At 46.6% G+C, this 20389-nt stretch carries 12 protein-coding genes; 7 read left to right on the top strand and 5 right to left on the bottom strand.

What is annotated here, in order from left to right; translation table 11 throughout:
* Window positions 1-7: 7 nt before the first annotated feature.
* Window positions 8-2326: a bifunctional 23S rRNA (guanine(2069)-N(7))-methyltransferase RlmK/23S rRNA (guanine(2445)-N(2))-methyltransferase RlmL gene (gene rlmKL / locus Q1A08_RS01185; RefSeq protein WP_299768515.1), complete on the bottom strand. Its 2319-nt coding sequence runs from the start codon at window positions 2324-2326 to the stop codon at window positions 8-10.
* Between the two features lie 573 nt (window positions 2327-2899).
* On the opposite strand from rlmKL, the gene rmf reads away from it, so the two are divergent.
* Window positions 2900-3103, top strand: a complete 204-nt coding sequence (gene rmf / locus Q1A08_RS01180; RefSeq protein WP_299768512.1) for a ribosome modulation factor — start codon at window positions 2900-2902, stop codon at window positions 3101-3103.
* Between the two features lie 270 nt (window positions 3104-3373).
* Here the strand turns inward: rmf and Q1A08_RS01175 are convergent, their stop codons facing one another.
* From Q1A08_RS01175 to Q1A08_RS01165, 3 genes are all read right to left on the bottom strand, one after another.
* On the bottom strand, window positions 3374-4402 hold the full coding sequence (locus tag Q1A08_RS01175) for a quinone-dependent dihydroorotate dehydrogenase (protein WP_299768509.1): 1029 nt from the start codon (window positions 4400-4402) through the stop codon (window positions 3374-3376).
* Window positions 4403-4503: 101 nt separating this feature from the next.
* Window positions 4504-4725, bottom strand: a complete 222-nt coding sequence (locus Q1A08_RS01170; RefSeq protein ID WP_299768506.1) for a DUF2835 domain-containing protein — start codon at window positions 4723-4725, stop codon at window positions 4504-4506.
* A 132-nt stretch (window positions 4726-4857) separates the two neighbouring features.
* Complete coding sequence (locus Q1A08_RS01165) at window positions 4858-9726, bottom strand: NAD-glutamate dehydrogenase (RefSeq protein WP_299768503.1); 4869 nt, start codon at window positions 9724-9726, stop codon at window positions 4858-4860.
* A gap of 550 nt (window positions 9727-10276) precedes the next feature.
* Between Q1A08_RS01165 and Q1A08_RS01160 the strand changes: the two genes are divergently transcribed.
* The 6 genes from Q1A08_RS01160 to Q1A08_RS01135 are packed head-to-tail and all read left to right on the top strand — an operon-like array spanning window position 10277 to window position 17589.
* Entirely contained in the window at window positions 10277-11236 is a 960-nt protein-coding gene (locus Q1A08_RS01160; protein WP_299768500.1) for a MoxR family ATPase, read from the top strand.
* Window positions 11237-11244: 8 nt separating this feature from the next.
* Window positions 11245-12183: a DUF58 domain-containing protein gene (locus Q1A08_RS01155; RefSeq protein WP_299768497.1), complete on the top strand. Its 939-nt coding sequence runs from the start codon at window positions 11245-11247 to the stop codon at window positions 12181-12183.
* Window positions 12176-12790, top strand: a complete 615-nt coding sequence (locus Q1A08_RS01150) for a DUF4381 domain-containing protein (protein WP_299768495.1) — start codon at window positions 12176-12178, stop codon at window positions 12788-12790. The genes Q1A08_RS01155 and Q1A08_RS01150 overlap by 8 nt, the downstream gene beginning before the upstream one ends.
* A complete protein-coding gene (locus Q1A08_RS01145; RefSeq protein WP_299768492.1) occupies window positions 12783-13802 on the top strand; it encodes a VWA domain-containing protein in 1020 nt (339 codons plus the stop codon). Before Q1A08_RS01150 ends, Q1A08_RS01145 begins: the two co-directional genes overlap by 8 nt.
* Before the next feature lie 2 nt (window positions 13803-13804).
* Window positions 13805-15775, top strand: a complete 1971-nt coding sequence (locus Q1A08_RS01140; RefSeq protein ID WP_299768489.1) for a VWA domain-containing protein — start codon at window positions 13805-13807, stop codon at window positions 15773-15775.
* Between the two features lie 20 nt (window positions 15776-15795).
* Window positions 15796-17589 (top strand): BatD family protein, encoded by a 1794-nt coding sequence (locus tag Q1A08_RS01135; RefSeq protein WP_363323471.1) that lies wholly within the window; start codon window positions 15796-15798, stop codon window positions 17587-17589.
* Between the two features lie 52 nt (window positions 17590-17641).
* On the opposite strand, the gene pepN is transcribed toward Q1A08_RS01135, so the two are convergent.
* Window positions 17642-20365 carry an aminopeptidase N gene (pepN, locus tag Q1A08_RS01130; RefSeq protein WP_299768483.1) on the bottom strand — a complete coding sequence of 908 codons (2724 nt, stop codon included), beginning with the start codon at window positions 20363-20365 and terminating at the stop codon, window positions 17642-17644.
* Window positions 20366-20389 lie beyond the last annotated feature (24 nt).

The raw sequence follows: 20389 nt of genomic DNA, 5'->3' as shown, positions 1-20389 counted from the left end.
ACTTCTGTTACTTCGCTTCGATCAACCAACACTGATGAATCTTAGGGTTGCGCTGAAAGTCTTTATCGATAGACGCTGCAGAAAAGTCTTTGATCTGATATTTCTCCAAAGCTTCGTAGTCCAACTTAAAACTACGAAGATTATTGGAAAACACCAACACACCGCCAGGCTTTAATAAGTCCATACAACGCTTAACAAGTGCAACGTGATCTTGCTGGATATCCAAAACCTTACTCATGCGTTTTGAGTTAGAAAAGCTAGGCGGGTCCAACATAATGACATCAAAAGCCTCTCGGCATTGATTCAAATATGCAAAACAATCTTCTTGCAGCAACTCGTGGCGCTTAGTGGAAATATTATTCAACTCAAAGTTTTCAGCCGCCCAATCAATATAGGTACGCGACATATCCACACTTACAGACGAGCTGGCGCCAGCCATTGCAGCTTGCACAGTCGCGGTTGCAGTGTAGCAAAATAGATTTAGCAGGCGCTTACCGTAGGCTAGCTCTGCAACTTTTTTGCGCACCAAGCGATGATCCAAAAAGACACCGCTATCGAGATAATCCCATAGATTAACGGCTAGCTTGGCACTACCCTCTTTTACAATCAACTTTGCACGCTGCTCGGCAGCACGATCACGCTGAGTCTCATACTGTTTTTTACCACTTTGGCGGCGACGCTGTTTTACAAAGAGTTGATCATCCCTAAGCTCGAAGCCGCTAACTAGCGCATCGACTATTTCTTGAAAGCGTTGCTGGGCTTTTTGCTCATCGATAGAGCGTGGCGCTTGGTATTCTTGAACATGCCAGTGCTCACCATAGACATCAATGGCCGCTGAGTACTCGGGAATATCAGCGTCATAAACCCGAAAGCAATCGATCTCGCTGTTCTTTGCCCATTTACGCAAGGACTTTAGATTTTTGCGCATGCGATTGAGTACCATCACAGCGCCTTCGCTGAGCTCTGATTCAGCCTGGGGCTTGTAAAACACACCGTCTTGCAATTCAACTTTTTGGGCGGCAATTTCCTTGGGCGGCGCATTAACGAACTGACTTTGCTCTACATTAATCAGCAGCAACTCACTGGCCAATGGGCCATTAAAAAGCTTGTAGCGTTTGTGGGCACGGATACCCATAGTTTTGCCAAGCTCTGGGTTTCCGGTAAAGATTCCGCAAGCCCAACCTTCGCAACAGGATTTTAGCTTGTCACCCAAGCTACGATAAAGCTCACCCAATTGCTCCACTTCACCCAAGCGCTCACCGTATGGTGGATTACTCAAAAGCAGCCCTTTTTCTATACCCTGCAGTTGATCCGATTCTAAATGCGCAACACTTTGGGTAGAAAAGCTAACATAGCGATCTAGCTTGGCACGCTGGGCATTTGATTTTGCCGCTCTTAGCACCTTGCTGTCTTGATCAAAGCCAATCATCTTGGGCATAGCTTTAGCTAAACCCTGCTGACGCCTTTTTAAGGCATCTTCTCGAATATCCAGCCAAACATCATTTTGATGATTGCGCCAAGTTTCAAAACCAAAAGCGGATCTGGCGATGCCGGGAGCGATATCAGCCGCCATCAAGGCCGCCTCTAAAAGAATGGTGCCGGAACCACACATTGGGTCAAGCAAGCCCAAACTCTCGGTAGTGTTATTCTCTCTAGCCTCTTCGAGCATTTTAGGCCAGCCAGCTCGCATCAAAATAGCCGCCGCCAAATTTTCTTTCAATGGCGCCAGGCCTTGCTGGGTGCGATAGCCTCGGCGGTGCAAGCTTTCGCCTGACATATCCAAGCTCAAGGCAACCTTGCCACGATGCAATCGGGCATTTATTCGTAGGTCTGGGAATTGCTTGCTAACCGAAGGGCGAGAGCCAAATATTTCACGCAGACGATCAACAATCGCATCTTTAATTTTGAGGGCACCAAACTGGCTGTTATTAATAATCCTATCGGTACCCACAAAGTCGACAAGTAGGCTGCCGTTAGGAGCCAAATATTCCTCCCAGGGTATTTCAATGGCATCGCGGTACATCGCTTCAGCGCTATTTGCGTTTAAGGTCGCAAGGGGCAATAAGATTTTGTTCGCCAGGCGCGACCAAAGACATACCTTATAAGCTTTCTCTAAACTGTCTCGATCAGCCAACTCGCCGAAATATACACCGGCCACCGTCTGTTTGGCCGGGCCAGCACCAAGCGCTTCGATTTCAGCCTGTAACAGCTCCTCTAGCCCTTTGGCACAGGTAGCAAAAAAAGCGAATTGCTCGCTTAATGATGGCTTCGGACTGCGCTTTGCAGAACTATTTTGGCGATCGCGCCCAGAGTGTTTTTCTGTCACTTAAATACCTTTAATACATCGAAGGCCCCGTTTCGAAGCCAAGCCGCCTATTATCCCGTGATTAGCAGGCAAATACCACGTAAGTGAGCAGCGAAATGAAGACAAGGCGTGCCACTACTGTCACTTTCTGACACGGGGTAGTCCCTGGTAACAATTCAGGCACGCATGCGCTTTGCTAAAATTTAACAAAATACAGCTTAAATATCGCAAACGTCGCCGATAATGAGCAAATATTACCCTAGGCACCAAAATCCCTATAGCCAAAAATTAGGTTGAAGAATCGTTATATAAGAAATTAACCGTTTGCAGCCAAGCTGCTTTTTGCTTTACTAGTTGTTCAGCCACAAACAAGATCTGGCTGGATCAGGCCTTGGGCCTTTCCCAGGAGATATGCAGCGGGAAACCCGCCGTCATATAGAGCCTTCAAAATTTTGAGCAATGAGGAGTTCGCTGGTAGCAGCCACTAAATCAATACATCAATTCATTATTCAACAGGAGCCCCCCTTCTCTCTCGGAACGACAACTGTGATGACTCATCGCAGTATTTAAAACAAGTATGAGGTGATTAATATAATGAAACGAAGCAAGCGCGATCCATTTAACCGAGCGTTTAACAAAGGCTATCAGGCCGGTATTGAAGAAAAATCACGAAGCAGCTGCCCGCATGAAAACAGCCCAGCTCGACAACATTGGATTAACGGATGGCGTGAAGGTCGCGAAGACCACTGGAACGGCTTCAACCGAATGGCTCAAGCTCAAAAAATAAGCAACATGTAAACGTAAGACAGCCGCTTCGATGATCTTAGCGGCTGAGTTTTTTCTCTCTTCTCTCTAGCACATCCCCTTTCAGCAAACGCTCCGGCGTTTGCTTTTTTATGCTCAGGATGAGCTGCCGCAAATTGCTCCTGCATTTGAGGCATTCACTACATCCATGTAGCTCGTATCCTGTGGGCGCCTGGACGGCGCAGGAACAGGATATGGCCTGGACGACCTGCCGCAAATTGCTCCTGCATTTTCGGCATTCACAACGCCATAGCAAAGTCGTGATTATTTACGCCCCTGAAAACTCTGATAGGCATCCGCCACATCCCTAATCAGCTGAGGTCCTTGATAAATAAAGCTGGAGTAGATCTGTAATAACTTCGCGCCCGCCTCTAACTTGGCGATAGCTGCCGCCGCTGAGTCAATACCACCAACACCAATAATAGGCGTGTCGTCGCCTAGCTCTTGGTAGAGTTTGGCGATGATCTCGGTGCTTTTATCTGTCAGTGGTGAGCCACTAAGGCCACCCGCTTCATCTCTAAAGGCACTACTTTCAACGCCATCGCGGGTAATGGTAGTGTTGGTTGCAATCACTCCCTCCATTTCGGCGCCCTTGATGGTTTCAGCCACCGAAACAACCGCCTCGTCATCCATATCAGGCGCGATTTTCACCAAGATAGGCACCTTGCGATCATGCTGCACACTTAGCTGTTGTTGGCTTTCTTTTAAGCCTTCCAATAAATGCTTAAGGTTATCGCCAAACTGCAAGTCCCGTAAGCCAGGGGTATTGGGAGAAGAAATATTCACCGTAATGTAATCAGCAAGGCTATAGGCTTTTTCTAAACAAATACGGTAGTCTGAAAGAGCATCCTCTTCAGCGGTGTCTTTGTTTTTGCCAATATTGATACCTAAAATACCGTCAAATTGACGCTTTTTAACCTGCTCAACTAAGTAATCAACGCCCTTATTGTTAAAGCCCATTCGATTGATAATCGCTTTTTCTTCTTCTAGACGAAATAAACGTGGCTTAGGGTTTCCCGCCTGCGGGCGTGGGGTAATGGTTCCAATCTCCACAAAACCAAAGCCCAACTGCCCAAGTGCATTGAAATAATCACCATTTTTATCCAAACCCGCAGCTAAACCCACTGGATTAGGGAAGGTCATTCCAAATAGCTCAACGGGATTATTCGCCGGTGCAGTAACAAACTTATCTAAGAGGTTTAATCGAGACGCTGCTCCTAGACAATCTAAACTGAGCTCATGGGAATACTCAGGGTCTAGAGCAAAGAGGCATTTACGCAATAATGAATACATGTGGGCGCTCCTAAATCATATTGACGCTATTTTAGCAGCCATCATAGATTCACGCAGCCCCTTCTAAAAGCCATGACAAGGGATAGGTTCGATCTACAACTTCAAACCAACCTATCGAAGCTCGCCAAACGATGATTTTGATCAAAGCTTATGCGGAAAGAACCCTGGATACCGTTATGCCCAACATAGGGCCGTAAGACATTAACAGGGAATCGCACCCGGCGGCCATCACGACTGCGAGCATGCACATCCCGTATCGCAAAGCGATAGAGTTTTTGATATTCCTCTGCGGAAATAGAAAGATCCACAATCAGAAAATTCACAGCCATGGTGCTAAAATGTTAATAACAAAAGAAATAGGACTTCAAACAATTGAGTCAGCCAAAAGCCAAACAATAAAGCTCAAACAACAGAGACTTAGTACACTGACTTAAGCCCCTGTGGTTTTACTCGCATTAAGCTTCTTCGATGTCACACTTCAACAAAGTTTCACAGTGTTCGCTGGCTTGCGCAAGATCCAATAACTCACGTAGCGCAACAGAGAACATCGCAAAATCTGCAGAGCTGGTATTTTGAAGCTCACTGATCATATCTTTCCAGCGATCAACCAATACTCGATGCTCTTCATCCCAAAGGCTAAGCACATCTTCCAAAGGCATATCTTCAGGGCTTAGGCGAATAAAGGAAACCGCCAAACTGCGCATTTGCTGCTCCAAATCATCCATAAATGATTCGCGAGCCATGGCCTGCCAGTAATTATCCGGCTTTACCTCTTGGATTCGACGTGCAACATCATGCAAACCTAAATGCTCGCCGAGGCGGAAATAGACATCAGCGATCTGTGCGGCCGCTGCACCACTGGTGGATAATGCATCCACCAAATCCAAACCAGAGTATAGATTAGCTCGAATCGCTGCATCACCCGCCAGAACTTCCGGAACACCAGCTGCTTCCAGCTCGGAACGTCGCTCCTGCCATTCACTTAAAGCATCACCGCTCATCACCGTAGGCAGGGCCGTGATGATATCGCTAAAGTTGCCCGCAAATTCTTGTACTTCTTGCCCGGGGTTCAAGCGGCTTCGGCGATGTCTTAGCAACCAGCGCGCGGCACGACGAACACGTCGGTTCATATTGTCCAGCAACTCAAACTGCATATTGGCTGGAACCACAAAATCGAGCTCCGCTACCTGCTGGCGGTAATCCTGTAAACGATAAATATCACGTGCGGCTACATAAGCTTTAGCCACCTGCCCGGCATCAGATCCCGTTGCTTCCATTAAGCGATGGGTAAAGGTGATCCCCATATTATTGACCATATCATTGGCTACCTGAGTAGCAATGATCTCGCGGCGCAGACGGTGGTTATAGATTTGCTCTTTAAAGTTTTCACGCAAAGTTTGCGGGAAAGCATTTTCAATCGCCGCTTCCATATATTCGTCTTCGGCAATATCAGAGTCGGCCAATAACTCTTTTAAGGCAACCTTGACGTAAGAAATCAGCACCGAAAGCTCGGGACGAGTAAGCCCTTCGCCCTGCCCCTGGCGCTCTTGCAAGACATCTTCTGGCGGTAAGTTTTCTAGCTCACGTACCAATCGACCTTCGGATTCCAAGCGGTTAATCAGACGACGGTACTCCCCCATGCGAGAAATCGTTTGGTATTCGGCCAGGCTAATGGCCTGAGTTTGGCGATAATTATTACTCAATACCAAATCCGAAACGGCATCGGTCATTTCGGCCAACAATTGGTTTCGCTGCTTGCTGGTCATGTCGCCATTCGAGACCAAATCATCCAGCAAAATCTTAATATTTACTTCGTGGTCAGAGCAGTCCACGCCGGCCGCATTATCAATAAAGTCGGTGTTACAGGCACCACCATTACGCGCATACTCCATACGCCCTAGCTGGGTTAAACCTAGGTTGCCACCTTCACCAAAGACCTTACAACGTAATTCACCACCATTCACTCGCAGGCCGTCATTTGCCTTATCACCCACTTCAGCATGGCTTTCGGTACTACCTTTGACATAGGTACCAATACCGCCATTCCAAATCAAATCTACGGGCGCTTTTAACAAAGCGTTAATAAGATCGGTTGGCGTCATGTAGCTTTCTTTAATATCGAAAGCCTTTTGCATCTGCGGCGTTATCTTGATGGACTTTGCGGAGCGATCAAATACACCACCACCTGCAGAGATCAGATCCTTTTCATAATCTGCCCAGCTAGAGCGCGGTAGCTCAAATAATCGCTTACGCTCAATAAAGCTGGCCGCCACATCGGGAGTGGGGTCGATAAAAATATGTAAATGGTTAAACGCCGCCTGCAGAGCAATATGCTCCGATAACAACATACCATTACCAAATACATCACCAGCCATATCACCAACGGCAATGACATTGAAGTCTTCTTTTTGGACATCAACGCCCTTTTCTTTAAAGTGACGCTGCACACTCACCCACGCGCCTTTAGCGGTGATTCCCATACCTTTATGGTCGTAGCCTTGGCTGCCGCCAGATGCAAAGGCATCGCCCAGCCAATGGCCATAGCGAATAGAAATTTCGTTGGCGATATCAGAGAAGGTGGCCGTACCTTTATCAGCAGCAACAACAAGGTAAGGATCATCCTCATCCCTGCGTACTACATTATTTGGTGGCACAATGTCGCCATCAACCAAGTTATCAGTTACGTCCAGCAAACCTTGAATAAAGATTTTGTAACACTCAACGCCTTCGGTAAGAAACGCTTCGCGACCACCCTCTGTAGGCGGACGTTTAGCCACAAAACCACCTTTAGCCCCAGCTGGTACAATAACCGAGTTTTTCACCTGTTGGGCTTTAACCAAGCCAAGCACTTCCGTGCGGTAGTCCTCTAAACGATCGGACCAACGCAGACCACCGCGAGCAACTTTACCACCGCGCAAATGCACACCTTCTACACGTGGCGAGTAAACAAAGATCTCAAACATTGGGCGCGGCTCTGGAATATCAGCAATATCGCGCGGACTAAATTTGAATGAGATATAGGATTTATGCTGATCACTCGCCTCTTCGCTTTGATAATAGTTGGTACGCAATGTACCTCGCATCAAATCCAAGTAGCGACGAATAACTCTATCTTCATTGAGATTGGCTACATCATCTAAAGATTCAAGAATGGCCGCTTCGATAAGCGAAGCGTCTGCACGGTTATCTGGTTCAAAATACGCAGCAAACAATGACACCAGTTGCTTTGCAATTGACGTGTGGTTTGACAATGTATTGGCGATAAAGGTCTGACTTGATGCAAAGCGGGTTTGCTTCATATAGCGCGCATAAGCCCTTAAGATAGCCACTTCGCGCCAGCTTAGGTTTGCACCAATAATCAATCGATTAAAGGCATCACTTTCGGCTTCACCACTCCAAATTGCAGAGAAAGCTTCCTGGAATCGATCGCGCACCACATTAAACTCCGCCTCTACTGGCAGGTCATAATGCAAATTAAAATCGTGCAGATAAACTTCTTGGCCACTGCTGCGAGTTATTCGATATGGGTGCTCCATAATGACTCGTAAGCCCATTCGCTCCAGTACCGGAATCGCATCGGAAAGCTCTAGCAACTCGTCCAAATGAAAAACTTTAAAACGCACATCATTTTTGCCAGAACCAATTGGCTGATAAAAGCTCATGGCAATTTCGCTGGCATCCTTCAATTTATTGAGGGTATCAATATCTTGTACGGCAGTGCGTGCATCGTAGGCCGATTGATAGGCAGGCGAAAAGGCCTGTTCAAACTCTTCGTAAAGCTGATGGCCAACACCCTCACCATAATTATCACTTAATGAGGACAATAGGTGATCGTCCCAAGAGCGAGCCAGCTCAGCAATACGCTCCTCAAGGCTACGTTTGTCATAGCTTAAAGGGGTAGCAGGATCTACTTTAAACACCATATGCACACGAGCCAAAGTTGACTCAGAAAAGTGCGTGGTAAATTCATATTCTATAGCACCAATCGCTTCAGAAATTACCTTCTGAATCGAGTGACGCACGCGGGTACTGAACATATCCCTAGGCACATAAACGAGACAGCTGACAAACTTGCCATAAGCATCTTGACGCATAAACAAACGCACCATGCGACGTTCATTGATATGCGCCACACCAGTCACTGTTTCGGAAAGGTCAGCGATGGTGCTTTGGAACAACTCATCGCGAGGCATCGATTCAATAACAAGGTTAAACATACGGAAGCTATGACTGCCTGGCAGCAGGCCAGAATTGTCAACAATCTCATCAATCTTCTGGCGAATCAAAGGTATCTGAGTTGGGCTCTGGGTGTACACCTCGGAGGTGAACAAACCAATAAAACGTGATTCACCACAGGCATGACCATCTTCATCGAAACGCTTTACGACAACATAATCAGAATAAGCGTTGCGATGTACACGAGAACGCATGGATGATTTCGAAAATGAAATCAATTGAGCTGTAGTGTAAAAAGCTTGCATGCCTGGATTGAAGTCTTGCCAATCTAAGCTGGTATTTAACTTACCGTGGCGGCGAAACAAACCTAAACGCTTACTTTTGTTCTCTTCTAAACGGCGTCCTTCCCCTTCACCGACGAGGTCGTACTCAGAGTAGCCTAGGAAGGTAAAGTGGTTATTTAACCACGCTAAAAATTCGCTCGCTTCACGCAGACCTTCATGGTCATAATCACTATCGGCTTTTTTCAGCTCTGTAGTAACATGGTTTAACTGATCGGTCAGCGGCGAATAGTCACTAACGACTGTTTCGACATCGCCTAAAATGTCTTCCAGACAATGCTGTAAATCTTGCAATGCGGAATCATCGATAAGACGGTTCACTTCAAGGTAAACCAAAGCTTCGCGCTGCTCATTTTGTGCTGGTTCACCTTGAGCCGGGCGGAATGTTTCGATATTGCCGGCAGCGTCGCGCTGAACAAAAGCGATGGTACTTTTTACAGAGTGAATAGCGATGTTACGGCGATTCATTTCCATGCGAATCGAATCCACCAAGAACGGCATATCATTGTGCATGACCGAGACTATGGTGTGGGAGCTCAACCAACCGTCCTGCTCTAAGGTTGGGTTGTAAACCCGCACCTTGGCGCGCTTGCTGGGCTTTTCCTGGACAAAGTGCCAATTTGCGAAGTTGGCACCATAGACATCAGAAACCTTGCGTCCATTAAGCTCAGTCACTGGGTATTGATCGTAAAACAAGGCCACAAAGTCTATCAGCGCTTGCGCTTCCTCGCCTCGATGATGAGCCATAATGGCCTGTGTCATCTGATCTATAAAACTCGCTTTATCGTGAATTGTTAATACACTCATCAGTGGTGTCCGTCATCGCTGTTTTTGTTGCCTTGTTGAACGACTCAAACAAGGCCAAGAGAATGATTTATACGCCAAGCTCTCTAGCCGATATCACTGGGCCTACAGTAATATCCGAGTGGCGATTAAAAAGGCGCAGCATACGCCTAATGAAGCCAAATTTTCTATCGAAATCCAGGCCCTAAGCAGGGAAATAATGTTAATTAAGTGTAAATATGAAATTTATCCTCTAAACGTATGAAATCAGAGGAGTTTATAGCTATTTATTCGCTCTTACCCTAGCAGGCTTAAGCATAGTTGAAAATGCCCAAATTTCCGCTTTTTTTGGATGCCATGTCCCATTAGCCTCCGTGCTTATGAAAATGGCTATTCAGTTGTTGGAACTTCACGCAAAAACCATGGGTCAATAAGCACTGGTGTTTATTGCTCTTGAAAAAGTGGCGTCTAGACACCATGTGAACATAAAGCATTGAAGATCTTTTAAAGGGTGATTTTTTCATCAAAACTCTGATCAAAAACCGCCAACTAAACAGAAGATAAAGGCATTTTTATGATAGACAGCGCTAAACTGGCCGATTTAAGCCAATGGCTAAACGAGCACATTATTGGCCAACCAGAGCTAAGTGAACGATTATTGATCGCCATTCTGGCCAATGGTCACCTTTTAGTCGAAGGCGCCCCAGGGCTGGCTAAAACAAAGGCCATTAAAACCCTGTCCGATGGCCTTGAAGGAGATTTTCAGCGCATTCAGTTTACCCCGGATCTATTGCCTTCCGATGTTACCGGCACCGATATCTATCGCCCTCAAAACGGCGAGTTCGAATTTAAGCCGGGCCCAATCTTTCACAACCTAGTGCTAGCCGATGAGATCAACCGCGCCCCAGCCAAGGTTCAATCAGCCTTACTAGAAGCCATGGCAGAGGGACAGATCAGTGTTGGCGGCAAAACCTACCCGCTACCCGAGCTATTTTTGGTTATGGCGACTCAAAACCCAATTGAGCAAGAAGGTACCTACCCCCTACCTGAGGCGCAATTGGACCGCTTTTTAATGCATGTCGAGGTAGGCTACCCAGATACTGAAGCAGAAAAGCGTATTCTTCAGCTTACCCGCCAGGAAGATAGCAAGCTCCAACAAAACCCAATTGAACCGGTGTCTCAACAGGATATTTTTGCCATGCGCCAGGCCTGCTTAGGATTGCACATGGCCGATGCGGTAGAAGATTACATCGTGCAACTTACCGCGGCCACCCGTAACCCAGCTGCTTACGATCCCCAGCTGGCCGACTGGATAGAGTTTGGGATAAGCCCGCGAGGAACCATTGCCCTTGATCGCTGCTCCCGCGCCCATGCATGGCTTAACGGCCAAGATTTTGTCAGCCCTCAAAATGTACAAGCCATTGCACACGATGTGATTCGCCATCGCTTGTTATTGAGTTTTGAGGCCGAGGCCAATGGCATAACTCCAAATCAAGTTATCGATCGCTTACTGCAATTGGTGCCGGTGGCGTAACTGATCCAATGACGAGCAAACAAGATCTGCAACTCGATGGTAACCACAGCGATTTAGCCAGCCTATTGCAACTGCGGCACCCAGCCCAGGAGCTCAATATCTATAGCCGGCAGTACAGCCGCTCGGTTTTGCTTGGACAACAGCGAACCTCACAGCGTGGTCGCGGAATGGAGTTTGAAGAAGTCCGTCAATACCAAGCGGGCGATGATGTGCGAACAATTGATTGGCGGGTAACCGCTCGCACACAGGTGCCACATACCAAACTGTTTCGTGAAGAACGTGAGCGCCCAGTACTGTTGGTCTGTGATTTGCGCCCTAATATGTATTTCGGTAGTCAGGTACGCTTCAAATCAGTACAACTAGCCAACCTAGCCGCTCAGTTAGCTTGGGCCGCTATTCATCACAAAGATCGTGTTGGTGGCCTGGTGTTTAACGCTAAAACTCAACACGATATCCGCCCAGCGCGCAGCAAACACCGCGTGATGGAATTACTGCACACACTTTGCGAAGACCCCGCACAAGATTTGCAGCAAGACTCAATTAGTATCGCCGATATTTTACTCGATAGTCGCCGTGTCGCTCGCCCTGGAAGTGCCGTATTTATTCTGAGTGACTTCCACGATTTTGATGAAGCTGCACACCATCAGTTGCATTGTTTGGCGCGCCATATTGATGTGAGCTGTATTAAAATTAGTGATCCACTGGAAAGCCAGCTTAGTAAGCTTCACGGGCTGAGCATCTCTGATGGCAAGCAACGTAGCCAACTTAGCAACGAGCAGGCTCTGCGTGATTTCGAACAGCGGCAAATTAATAGTGCACAGCTCTTAGAGCAAGCCTGCAAAAAGTCAGCCGTTGAATTATTACACTGCCAAACAAACAACAACCCCATTGCCTTTTTGAAAGAGCGTTTTTCACAAAAAATAAAGCGCAGGGGCAAAAATGGATAAGAGTTCTTTTTCTATGTTTGCCTATGTGCCTTACGCGCCCAAACTGTTTGTGCCTGCACTTTTTATTAGTCTACTGCCAACAAGTACAGTCTCGGCCCAAGCAGCGCCAAACAGTATTAACCCTGGCAGTGCGGACCCTTTGGCGGAACTACGTGACATTCACCTACCGGCAGAGCCCGGCTTAATTCCACCTGGATTATTCTGGCTTACTCTCGTCGCAATTATCGCAGTTATTACAGCTGTGATAGTGTTTCGTAAATACAAACAGTCTGCAAACTACCAGCATAAACGACAAAACCAGTGGGCCATCAAAGAGTTCGACGCGATTCCGCAAGAAAACAAACTGGAATTTATCCAGCAAGCCAATACGCTGCTAAAGCGTGTGGCGATGTTGCACTATGCCACTGAAAACCCAGCGGGTTTGAACCAACAGGAATGGCTGGCCTTTTTATCAAAACACTGCCCTGAGGTTGACCCACAGGCTTTTCAGTTATTATCAGAAGCGCCCTATTGGCCCGCGGACAAATTATCCAGCAGCAACATATCGCCACTTCAACTAGCTTGTCGAACTTGGCTGCTACGCCACCAAGGAGATCGCCATGCTTGAGTTGATCTGGCCTTGGCTATTACTGCTGCTGCCCCTGCCTTTACTGTTTAGAAAATTATTAGCCAGCAAGCAAGATAGTAGCGCGGCACTAAAAGTACCTTTTTACCAACAGCTGGCCCAACAACAAACACATCAAACCCAAGCCAAGTGGCAACTGCCGCTTTTGTGGCTTATATGGCTTTGCTTACTATTGGCATGTGCTAGACCGGTATGGATTGGTGAACCTATCGAGATGCCGTCCAGTGGACGCGACCTGTTAATGGCCGTTGATATTTCTGGCTCAATGAAAACACCCGATATGGAATTAGACGGTGAACAGGTTCCTAGACTTTGGGCGGTTAAAGCCGTAGTTGGTGAATTTGTCGAACGCCGTAAGCATGATCGCTTAGGCCTAGTATTGTTTGGCAGTCGAGCCTATTTGCAAGCCCCTCTGACCTTTGATAGAGCTACCGTCAAACAATTGCTGGACGAAGCACAGCTAGGCTTTGCCGGCGAGAAAACCGCTATTGGCGATGCTATTGGCTTAGCCATTAAACGCTTACGCGAGCGCCCTGCCGATTCACGAGTATTAATTCTGCTAACTGACGGTGCCAATACGGCTGGCGAAGTTGCTCCTCTGAAAGCTGCCGAGCTGGCAAAGCAAACTCAAGTTAAAATCTACACCATTGGTGTCGGAGCCGATCAAATGACCATCCCAGGTGTTTTTGGTAGTTCATTTGGCAGCCGCACAGTCAACCCATCGGCCGATCTTGATGAAGACAGCTTACAGAAAATCGCAGAGATGACAGGCGGCCAATATTTTCGCGCACGAAATCCGCAAGAACTGCAAAAAATCTATCACCTGCTTGATCAGCTAGAACCTATAGAACAAGCCGAGGAAACCTTCCGTCCGCAAAAATCTTATACCCACTGGCCATTAGGCATCGCTTTACTCTTGATTAGTTTACTGCTGATCCTTAAAAACGCTTTTCAATTTGCAGCAACAATGCGCAGCAGCGAAACGGAGGGCTAAAGATGGAAGCAATTGAAAATTTTCATTTATTACGCCCTTGGGCGCTGTTGCTTATTCCAGTCGTAGTTACATTGCTCTATCTAGCAGCAAAACAAGCTAAAGGACGATCTGCGTGGAATAAGTGGGTAGACGAGAAATTATTGGCCTCTCTTTTGGTCGATCAGCAGGCCATACAACGTCAGACACCGTGGTGGCTACTGGCAATAGTCCTTTGTTTTGGCATTTTAGGGCTGGCTGGGCCAAGCTGGGAAAAAATTCCGCAACCTATCATTCAAAAGCAAGATGCCCTGGTAGTGGTACTCGATCTGTCTCCGTCGATGAACAGCCAGGATATAAAGCCTTCGCGCTTGAGCATAAGCCGCTTTAAGCTAATTGACTTGATGAAGCTGCGCAAAGAAGGGCAAACCGGCTTGATTGTTTATGGTGGTGAAGCACACATTGTTACACCTCTAACCGATGATGTAGAAACGATCATCAACTTACTGCCGGTACTGAAACCCAGTTTAATGCCAATACCTGGAAGCAATACAGAATCGGCTATTGAAAGAGCTATTCAACTATTAAAAGATAGCGGCCGTCAGTATGGCGACATTCTGTTACTGAGCGACGGCGTCGATCCTGTAGCCAGTGAGGCTATCAACGATGTATTGCAAGGCAGCCCCTTTCGATTATCGGTAATGGCCGTTGGCAGCCAAGATGGCGGTCCAATTCCTAGCGGAAGAGGATTTATCAAAGATAATCAAGGCAATATTGTTATTGCTAAAACCGATATTAAGGAACTTAAAGATTTAGCTAACGACAATGGCGGTCGATTTGTTCAGCTAAGCCCAGGCGAGCAGGATTTACAGTCTCTCGAGGCATTCTGGCAAAATCGCAGCGATCTTTCTTTGGGTACGCAAGATCAGCAAGACAATCTAGTCGATCGCGAGTTTGATCAATGGCAAGATAATGGACACTGGCTAGCGCTGGTATTGTTAGCGTTTTTTCCTTTTGCCTTCCGCAAAGGCGGTCTAATAAGTACATTTGCAATGCTTGCCTTATTTAGCTCATTACTGAGCCTTCCTTCCGTGCCAGCAATGGCCGATGGTGAACAGGTTAGTAGCACAAGTGAATCTCACAATGAAAAACAAGATAGTTTAATTGACAAGCTTTGGTACTCTAAGGATCAACGTGCCCTTAAGGCCTACCAAGATCAAGACTATAACAAGGCTAGCGAGCTATTTAAGAATCCGCAATGGCAGGCCCTTTCTGACTACCAAGGGGGGCAATACGATAAAGCGGCTGAATCGCTGGCAAATCTTAGTAAAGACAGCCTAGACCCAGAACTGCATTACAATCACGGCAATGCACTTGCCAAAGCCGGCCAACTCGATGAAGCCATCAAAGCCTATGATCGCGCACTTGAGCTTCAATCAAATTTTGAGGACGCCCAGTTCAATAAAGATCTGATCGAAAAACTAAAACAGGAAAACCAGCAAGAGAATAATCAGAATCAGCAAAATCAAGAATCGGAGCAACAAGATTCCGGTGAGCAGGAATCGGATTCCAAAGAAGATCAGCAAGGTTCGGACAACAAGGAAAACTCTGAAGAGCAACAGCAGCCTGACAACTCAAATGAACAGTCTTCCGAGCATGAAAACAGCGATCAAGAAAATCGTGAAAACGAGAGCGAAGAAGAGAAAAACAACAAAGAGCAAGAAGCTCAGAACAAGCAAAACGATAAACCAGAGACTGAAGAACCAAAGACAGAAGAACAAGAAACCGAAGAACAGCAAGCTCAAGCGATGGCTAGCCCTGAAGAGTCGCTAAGTGATGAAGAGAAACAGGCTCTGGAGCAATGGTTAAAGCAGGTTCCAGACGACCCCTCCGGCTTATTGCGGGAGAAATTTCTATATGAAGAGCGTCAAAAGCAGTTGGCGATTCGCAATGGCAAATTAAAGCTCCCCAAGAACGATGCCCATAAGCGTTATTAGGACGAGATTCGAAAGATAAAATGATGAGCAAACAAATCAATAGTGACGCAATGTCAAAGTATAGTGACCAAAAGGCAAAGCTCCCTTTGCTAGGCAAAGCCCTGGCCCTTTTCTGCCTTTTAGCGTGCAGCACAGCGAGCTTTGCGTTGAATATTACTGCCAAGATCGATAGAAACAGCATAGCAATGAGCGAAACTCTTACTCTTACGGTGGCTATCGATGAGCAAGCTGCTTTTAGCGCGCCATCATTCGACGAGCTGCAACAAAACTTCGATATCTTGAGACAACATAAGAGCAATCGCTATCAGAGCATGAACGGAAAAGTCAGCTCAATTACCGAATGGGTTTTAACACTCGGCCCCAAGCGTGAAGGGCAACTCATTATTCCCAGCTTTGAATACGACGGTGAGTTTTCTGACGCTATCCCCATTACTGTCAGTAAACAGAGCAACGCTAACGGAGCAAAGCGGGATATCTTCTTAGAAACTACCACAGACAAAGATACCGCCTTTGTTCAAGAACAAATCATATTCACACAAAAACTGTACAGTGCAGTCAACATAAGCAGTTTTGATCCAGAGCCGCTTCAACTAGACAAGGCAAAGGTCGAACTGCTTGCTCAGTTTGACTACCAGACGCGTATTGGTGGCCGCCCTTATGTAGTGGTAGAAACCCGCTATGCAATATACCCGCAGCACAGCGGCAAGCTTGCACTACCAAGGCTTCGCTGGAGTATTGGAGTTAGTGGCGGGCGAAGAAACATCTTCGATCCATTTAATAACAACAGTGGGCGTATCCATCGTTTACAGAGCGAAGCGATAGAGCTAGAAATTAAAGCAAGCCCTGAAAAATCTACCGATTGGCTTCCTGCAGAGCAGCTGACGATTAGCCAAAGCTGGAGTAACGATCCAGAACAAATGCAAGTGGGCGAACCCATTACTCGAAAAATTGAAATCACCGCAAAAGGCCTAACCGCCGCACAACTCCCCAATATTGACATGGGCCAAGCCCCCGAGCTGAAAGGTCGTATAAAAACCTACCCTGAGCAACCTCAAAGCGAAGACGATAAAGATAACAGCGGTATTACTGGCACGCGTCGCATTTCTACCGCAATCATTGCCAGTAAGGCCGGACCACTTACCCTGCCCGCTATTGAGATACGCTGGTGGAATACCGCTCGCCAACAATGGCAAACGGCCAAGCTTCCCGCTATGGATATTAATGTCAAAGCTTCGGCAGCGAATCCAAACCAAACTCAGAACCAAGAACCTTCAGTTGCTAGCGCCACAGCTAGCGATAAGAAAGAGCTATCCGGCAACGTACCTGAAGAAGCGCAAGCTAATGAACATCATCTTACCCAAGCCAATAGCGATTCGCTTAGCGGCTGGATAATCTTTTCCCTATTCAGCGCTATTTTAGCAATTGCCTTTACCCTAGTGAGTGTCAAACTCTGGAGAGACAATGAACTACTGAAGGAGCAGCTTAAGATCGGCAAGCAGCCAGACGCTGCTAGACCGAATACGGGAAACCTGGAAGTAGTGATTGCGCAAACTGATGCAAAGGCACAATTTCAGAGCTTGCAAAGCTATATCAACAAGCAGAAGAGCCAATATCCTCATTTTGAAAACTGTTTTGCAAATAGTGAGTTGGAGAAGTTGTTCAAACAGCTAGAAGCCCAACTCTATAGTGCACGGGCGGAAGCTGCACAAGCGATAGATAAGGAAGTACTCAGAGAGGCTATCTCAGCTCTTGAAACGCAGCTTAATCAAGAGCAGCGGGATGAGTCTTTACTGCCGCCCCTCTACCCTCATTAGATAATAAAAAAGCCAGCAATACGCTGGCTTTTTTATTATTGACCAGCTCATTTTATAAGCTTTTCTCTACCAGCTCTCGTACATCTTTAGAGATCTCGCGCTCGGCAATACTTTGTAACGCTGTCTTCATCAGAGACTGTCTCGTCCCTCCAAATTTGTGCCAACGAGTTAGCGGCACTAGTAAACGAGCCGCTATCTGGGGGTTATGCTTATCTAGAGCAAGCACTTCTTTTGCTAGGAACTGATAGGCTTTATCGCTTGGCTGCCCGTCATCATCAGAAGCATGAAAAGCCATTAAGTTCTGACCACAAAATGCTCCAATTAAGGAGCGCACTTTATTAGGATTTAGACCATCATAAGCCGGATGCTGTTTTAGCGTGTCCACCTGCTCCAGCGCGTCACTTGATCTTCGTAAGGCCTGGCTTTGCAGCCATAGATTGACAACCAGCGTTTCACTTTTCCACTGTTGATAAAAGCTATCAAGAGCTTGCTTAGCTTGCTGCTCTGCACAGTTTGCATTCAGCAAAACTTGTAGTGCAGAAATTTGGTCGCTCATATTATTCGCATGCTGAAACTGCTCAACACAAGACCGAATAAGTTGTTCAGATACCGTGCCCTGATCGCCCTTATCTGCCGCTAACATCAAATAGCTAAGCGCCATATTTTTTAGACTTCGCTTGGCAATCTGTCCAGCCTTGGCTTGATAAGCCTCGGCATGATCGTAAGCCTGATAGATAGCTTTAAACTCTTGAAAACAGGCATTTGCAATGGCTAAACGCAATATCTCACGAGCCGCATCTAGCTTCTCCAACTGCACTTCTTGACGTAATTCAATCAAGTAACTCAAAGACGGTAATTGCAGCATCAATGCGACCATCGCAGGGTCTACATTGTCATCTTGCAATAGCGCTTTGAATGCCTCGGCTATAGGTTGGCACAAATACTGTTGCTCTTTTGTATCATCTGACGCGACTGTTTCTAATTCTGCAATAGCATTTAATAGCAAAGTCTGGCAGGCATCCCAGCGCGTAAAACCGTCGCTTTCCATGGTCATCAAACGCAGCAACTGCTGGTGATCACGCTGAAAATGCAATTTTACCGGCGCCGAAAAACCACGTAATAAAGAAATAACTGGGCGTTCCGGCACATCGCAAAAACACAGCTCGGTAACTTCTTCTGTTAGCTCAATGATTGCTTGAGTGTTATCAGAGCTTTCAAAATCTGCTTCTTGATCTTTTAAGCGAATGGCTAAGGCCCCCGCCTCACCCCATAAGCTGACATTCAGTGGAACGAGATAAGGCTGTTTTTCATTGCTTTCAGGTGTTGGGCGACAATACTGCTCGATACGCACTTTGTACTCGCGCGCTACTTCATCGTAGTTTTCACTTATATTAAGCTCTGGGGTTCCCGCTTGCTGATACCAATTCATGAACTGCTTAAAATCTCGGCCTGAGACTTCAGCCATTGCGGCAACAAAATCCTCTACGGTAACAGCCTGGCCATCATGACGATCAAAGTACAAATCAGCCCCTTGGCGAAACAGCTCCTCACCCAACAAGGTATGTAACATGCGGACGATTTCAGCGCCCTTTTCATAAATAGTTAGAGTATAGAAATTTGAAATCTCAACAAAAGATGCCGGCCTAACCGCATGCGCTAAAGGGCCACCATCCTCAGCAAACTGTGCACTACGAAGTAAGCTGACATCCTCTACGCGCTTGACGGTTGCCGACCCCATATCAGCAGAAAACTGCGCATCGCGAAATACAGTAAAGCCTTCCTTAAGCGATAACTGGAACCAATCGCGACAAGTCACGCGATTTCCAGACCAATTATGGAAGTATTCATGAGCTACCACCGCTTCTACCCGCTGAAAGCCGGCATCGGTAGTCGTTTCGGCCTTTGCCAATACACATGAGGTATTGAAGATATTGAGCCCTTTGTTTTCCATAGCGCCCATATTAAAGTCATCGACAGCGACGATCATAAATATATCGAGATCGTATTCTCGCCCATAGACCTCTTCATCCCAGCTCATAGAGTTTTTAAGGGAATCCATGGCGTGCTGGCACTTATCAAGATCTTTTGCTTCAACAAAAATTTGCAGCAAGACCTTTCGCCCACTCTTAGTGGTGAAATAATCTTCCACACACTCAAGATCGCCTGCCACCAAGGCAAACAGATAGGCCGGTTTTTTGTGGGGGTCGTGCCAGCGTACCAATCGACGTCCACTTTCTAGAATGGTGTCCTCAAGCTTATTACCGTTGCTGAGCATCACCGGATACACACTTCCATCGGCTTCAATACTGGTAAAAAACTCACTCATTACATCAGGTCGATCGAGGTAATAGCTAATTTTCCGAAAGCCTTCTGCCTCGCACTGTGTGCAATACATACCACTTGATTTGTACAATCCTTCTAGTGAAGTATTGTTTTGGGGCTCTATCTGAGTTTTAACAGTCAACTCAAAACTCAGGGCATTATTAGCGAGATCCAGCTCTAGTCGATCCATGTAAATGGATAAACCTTCGCCATCTAAATGATAGTCGTCGGGCGCAACAATTTGTCCATTTAATTCAAGCGACAAAAGCTCTAATTCTTGCCCATGCAAGGCCAATATCAAGCGCTCTTCGGCACTGGCCTCTGGGTTTATACGCATGCTCATTTGGTTGATCACGGTGGTTTTGTCATCGCGTAAATCGACATACAAATCCGTACGATCAATCCAGTAAGCTGGGGCTCTATAGTCTTTTAGATATATGGTTTTATCGCTCACGATTTCACTTCACTATTGGATATG

The sequence above is a fragment of the uncultured Pseudoteredinibacter sp. genome (genome assembly GCF_947500695.1).
Classification (GTDB): Bacteria; Pseudomonadota; Gammaproteobacteria; order Pseudomonadales; family Cellvibrionaceae; genus Pseudoteredinibacter.
This window is presented reverse-complemented; position numbering and strand designations above follow the sequence as displayed.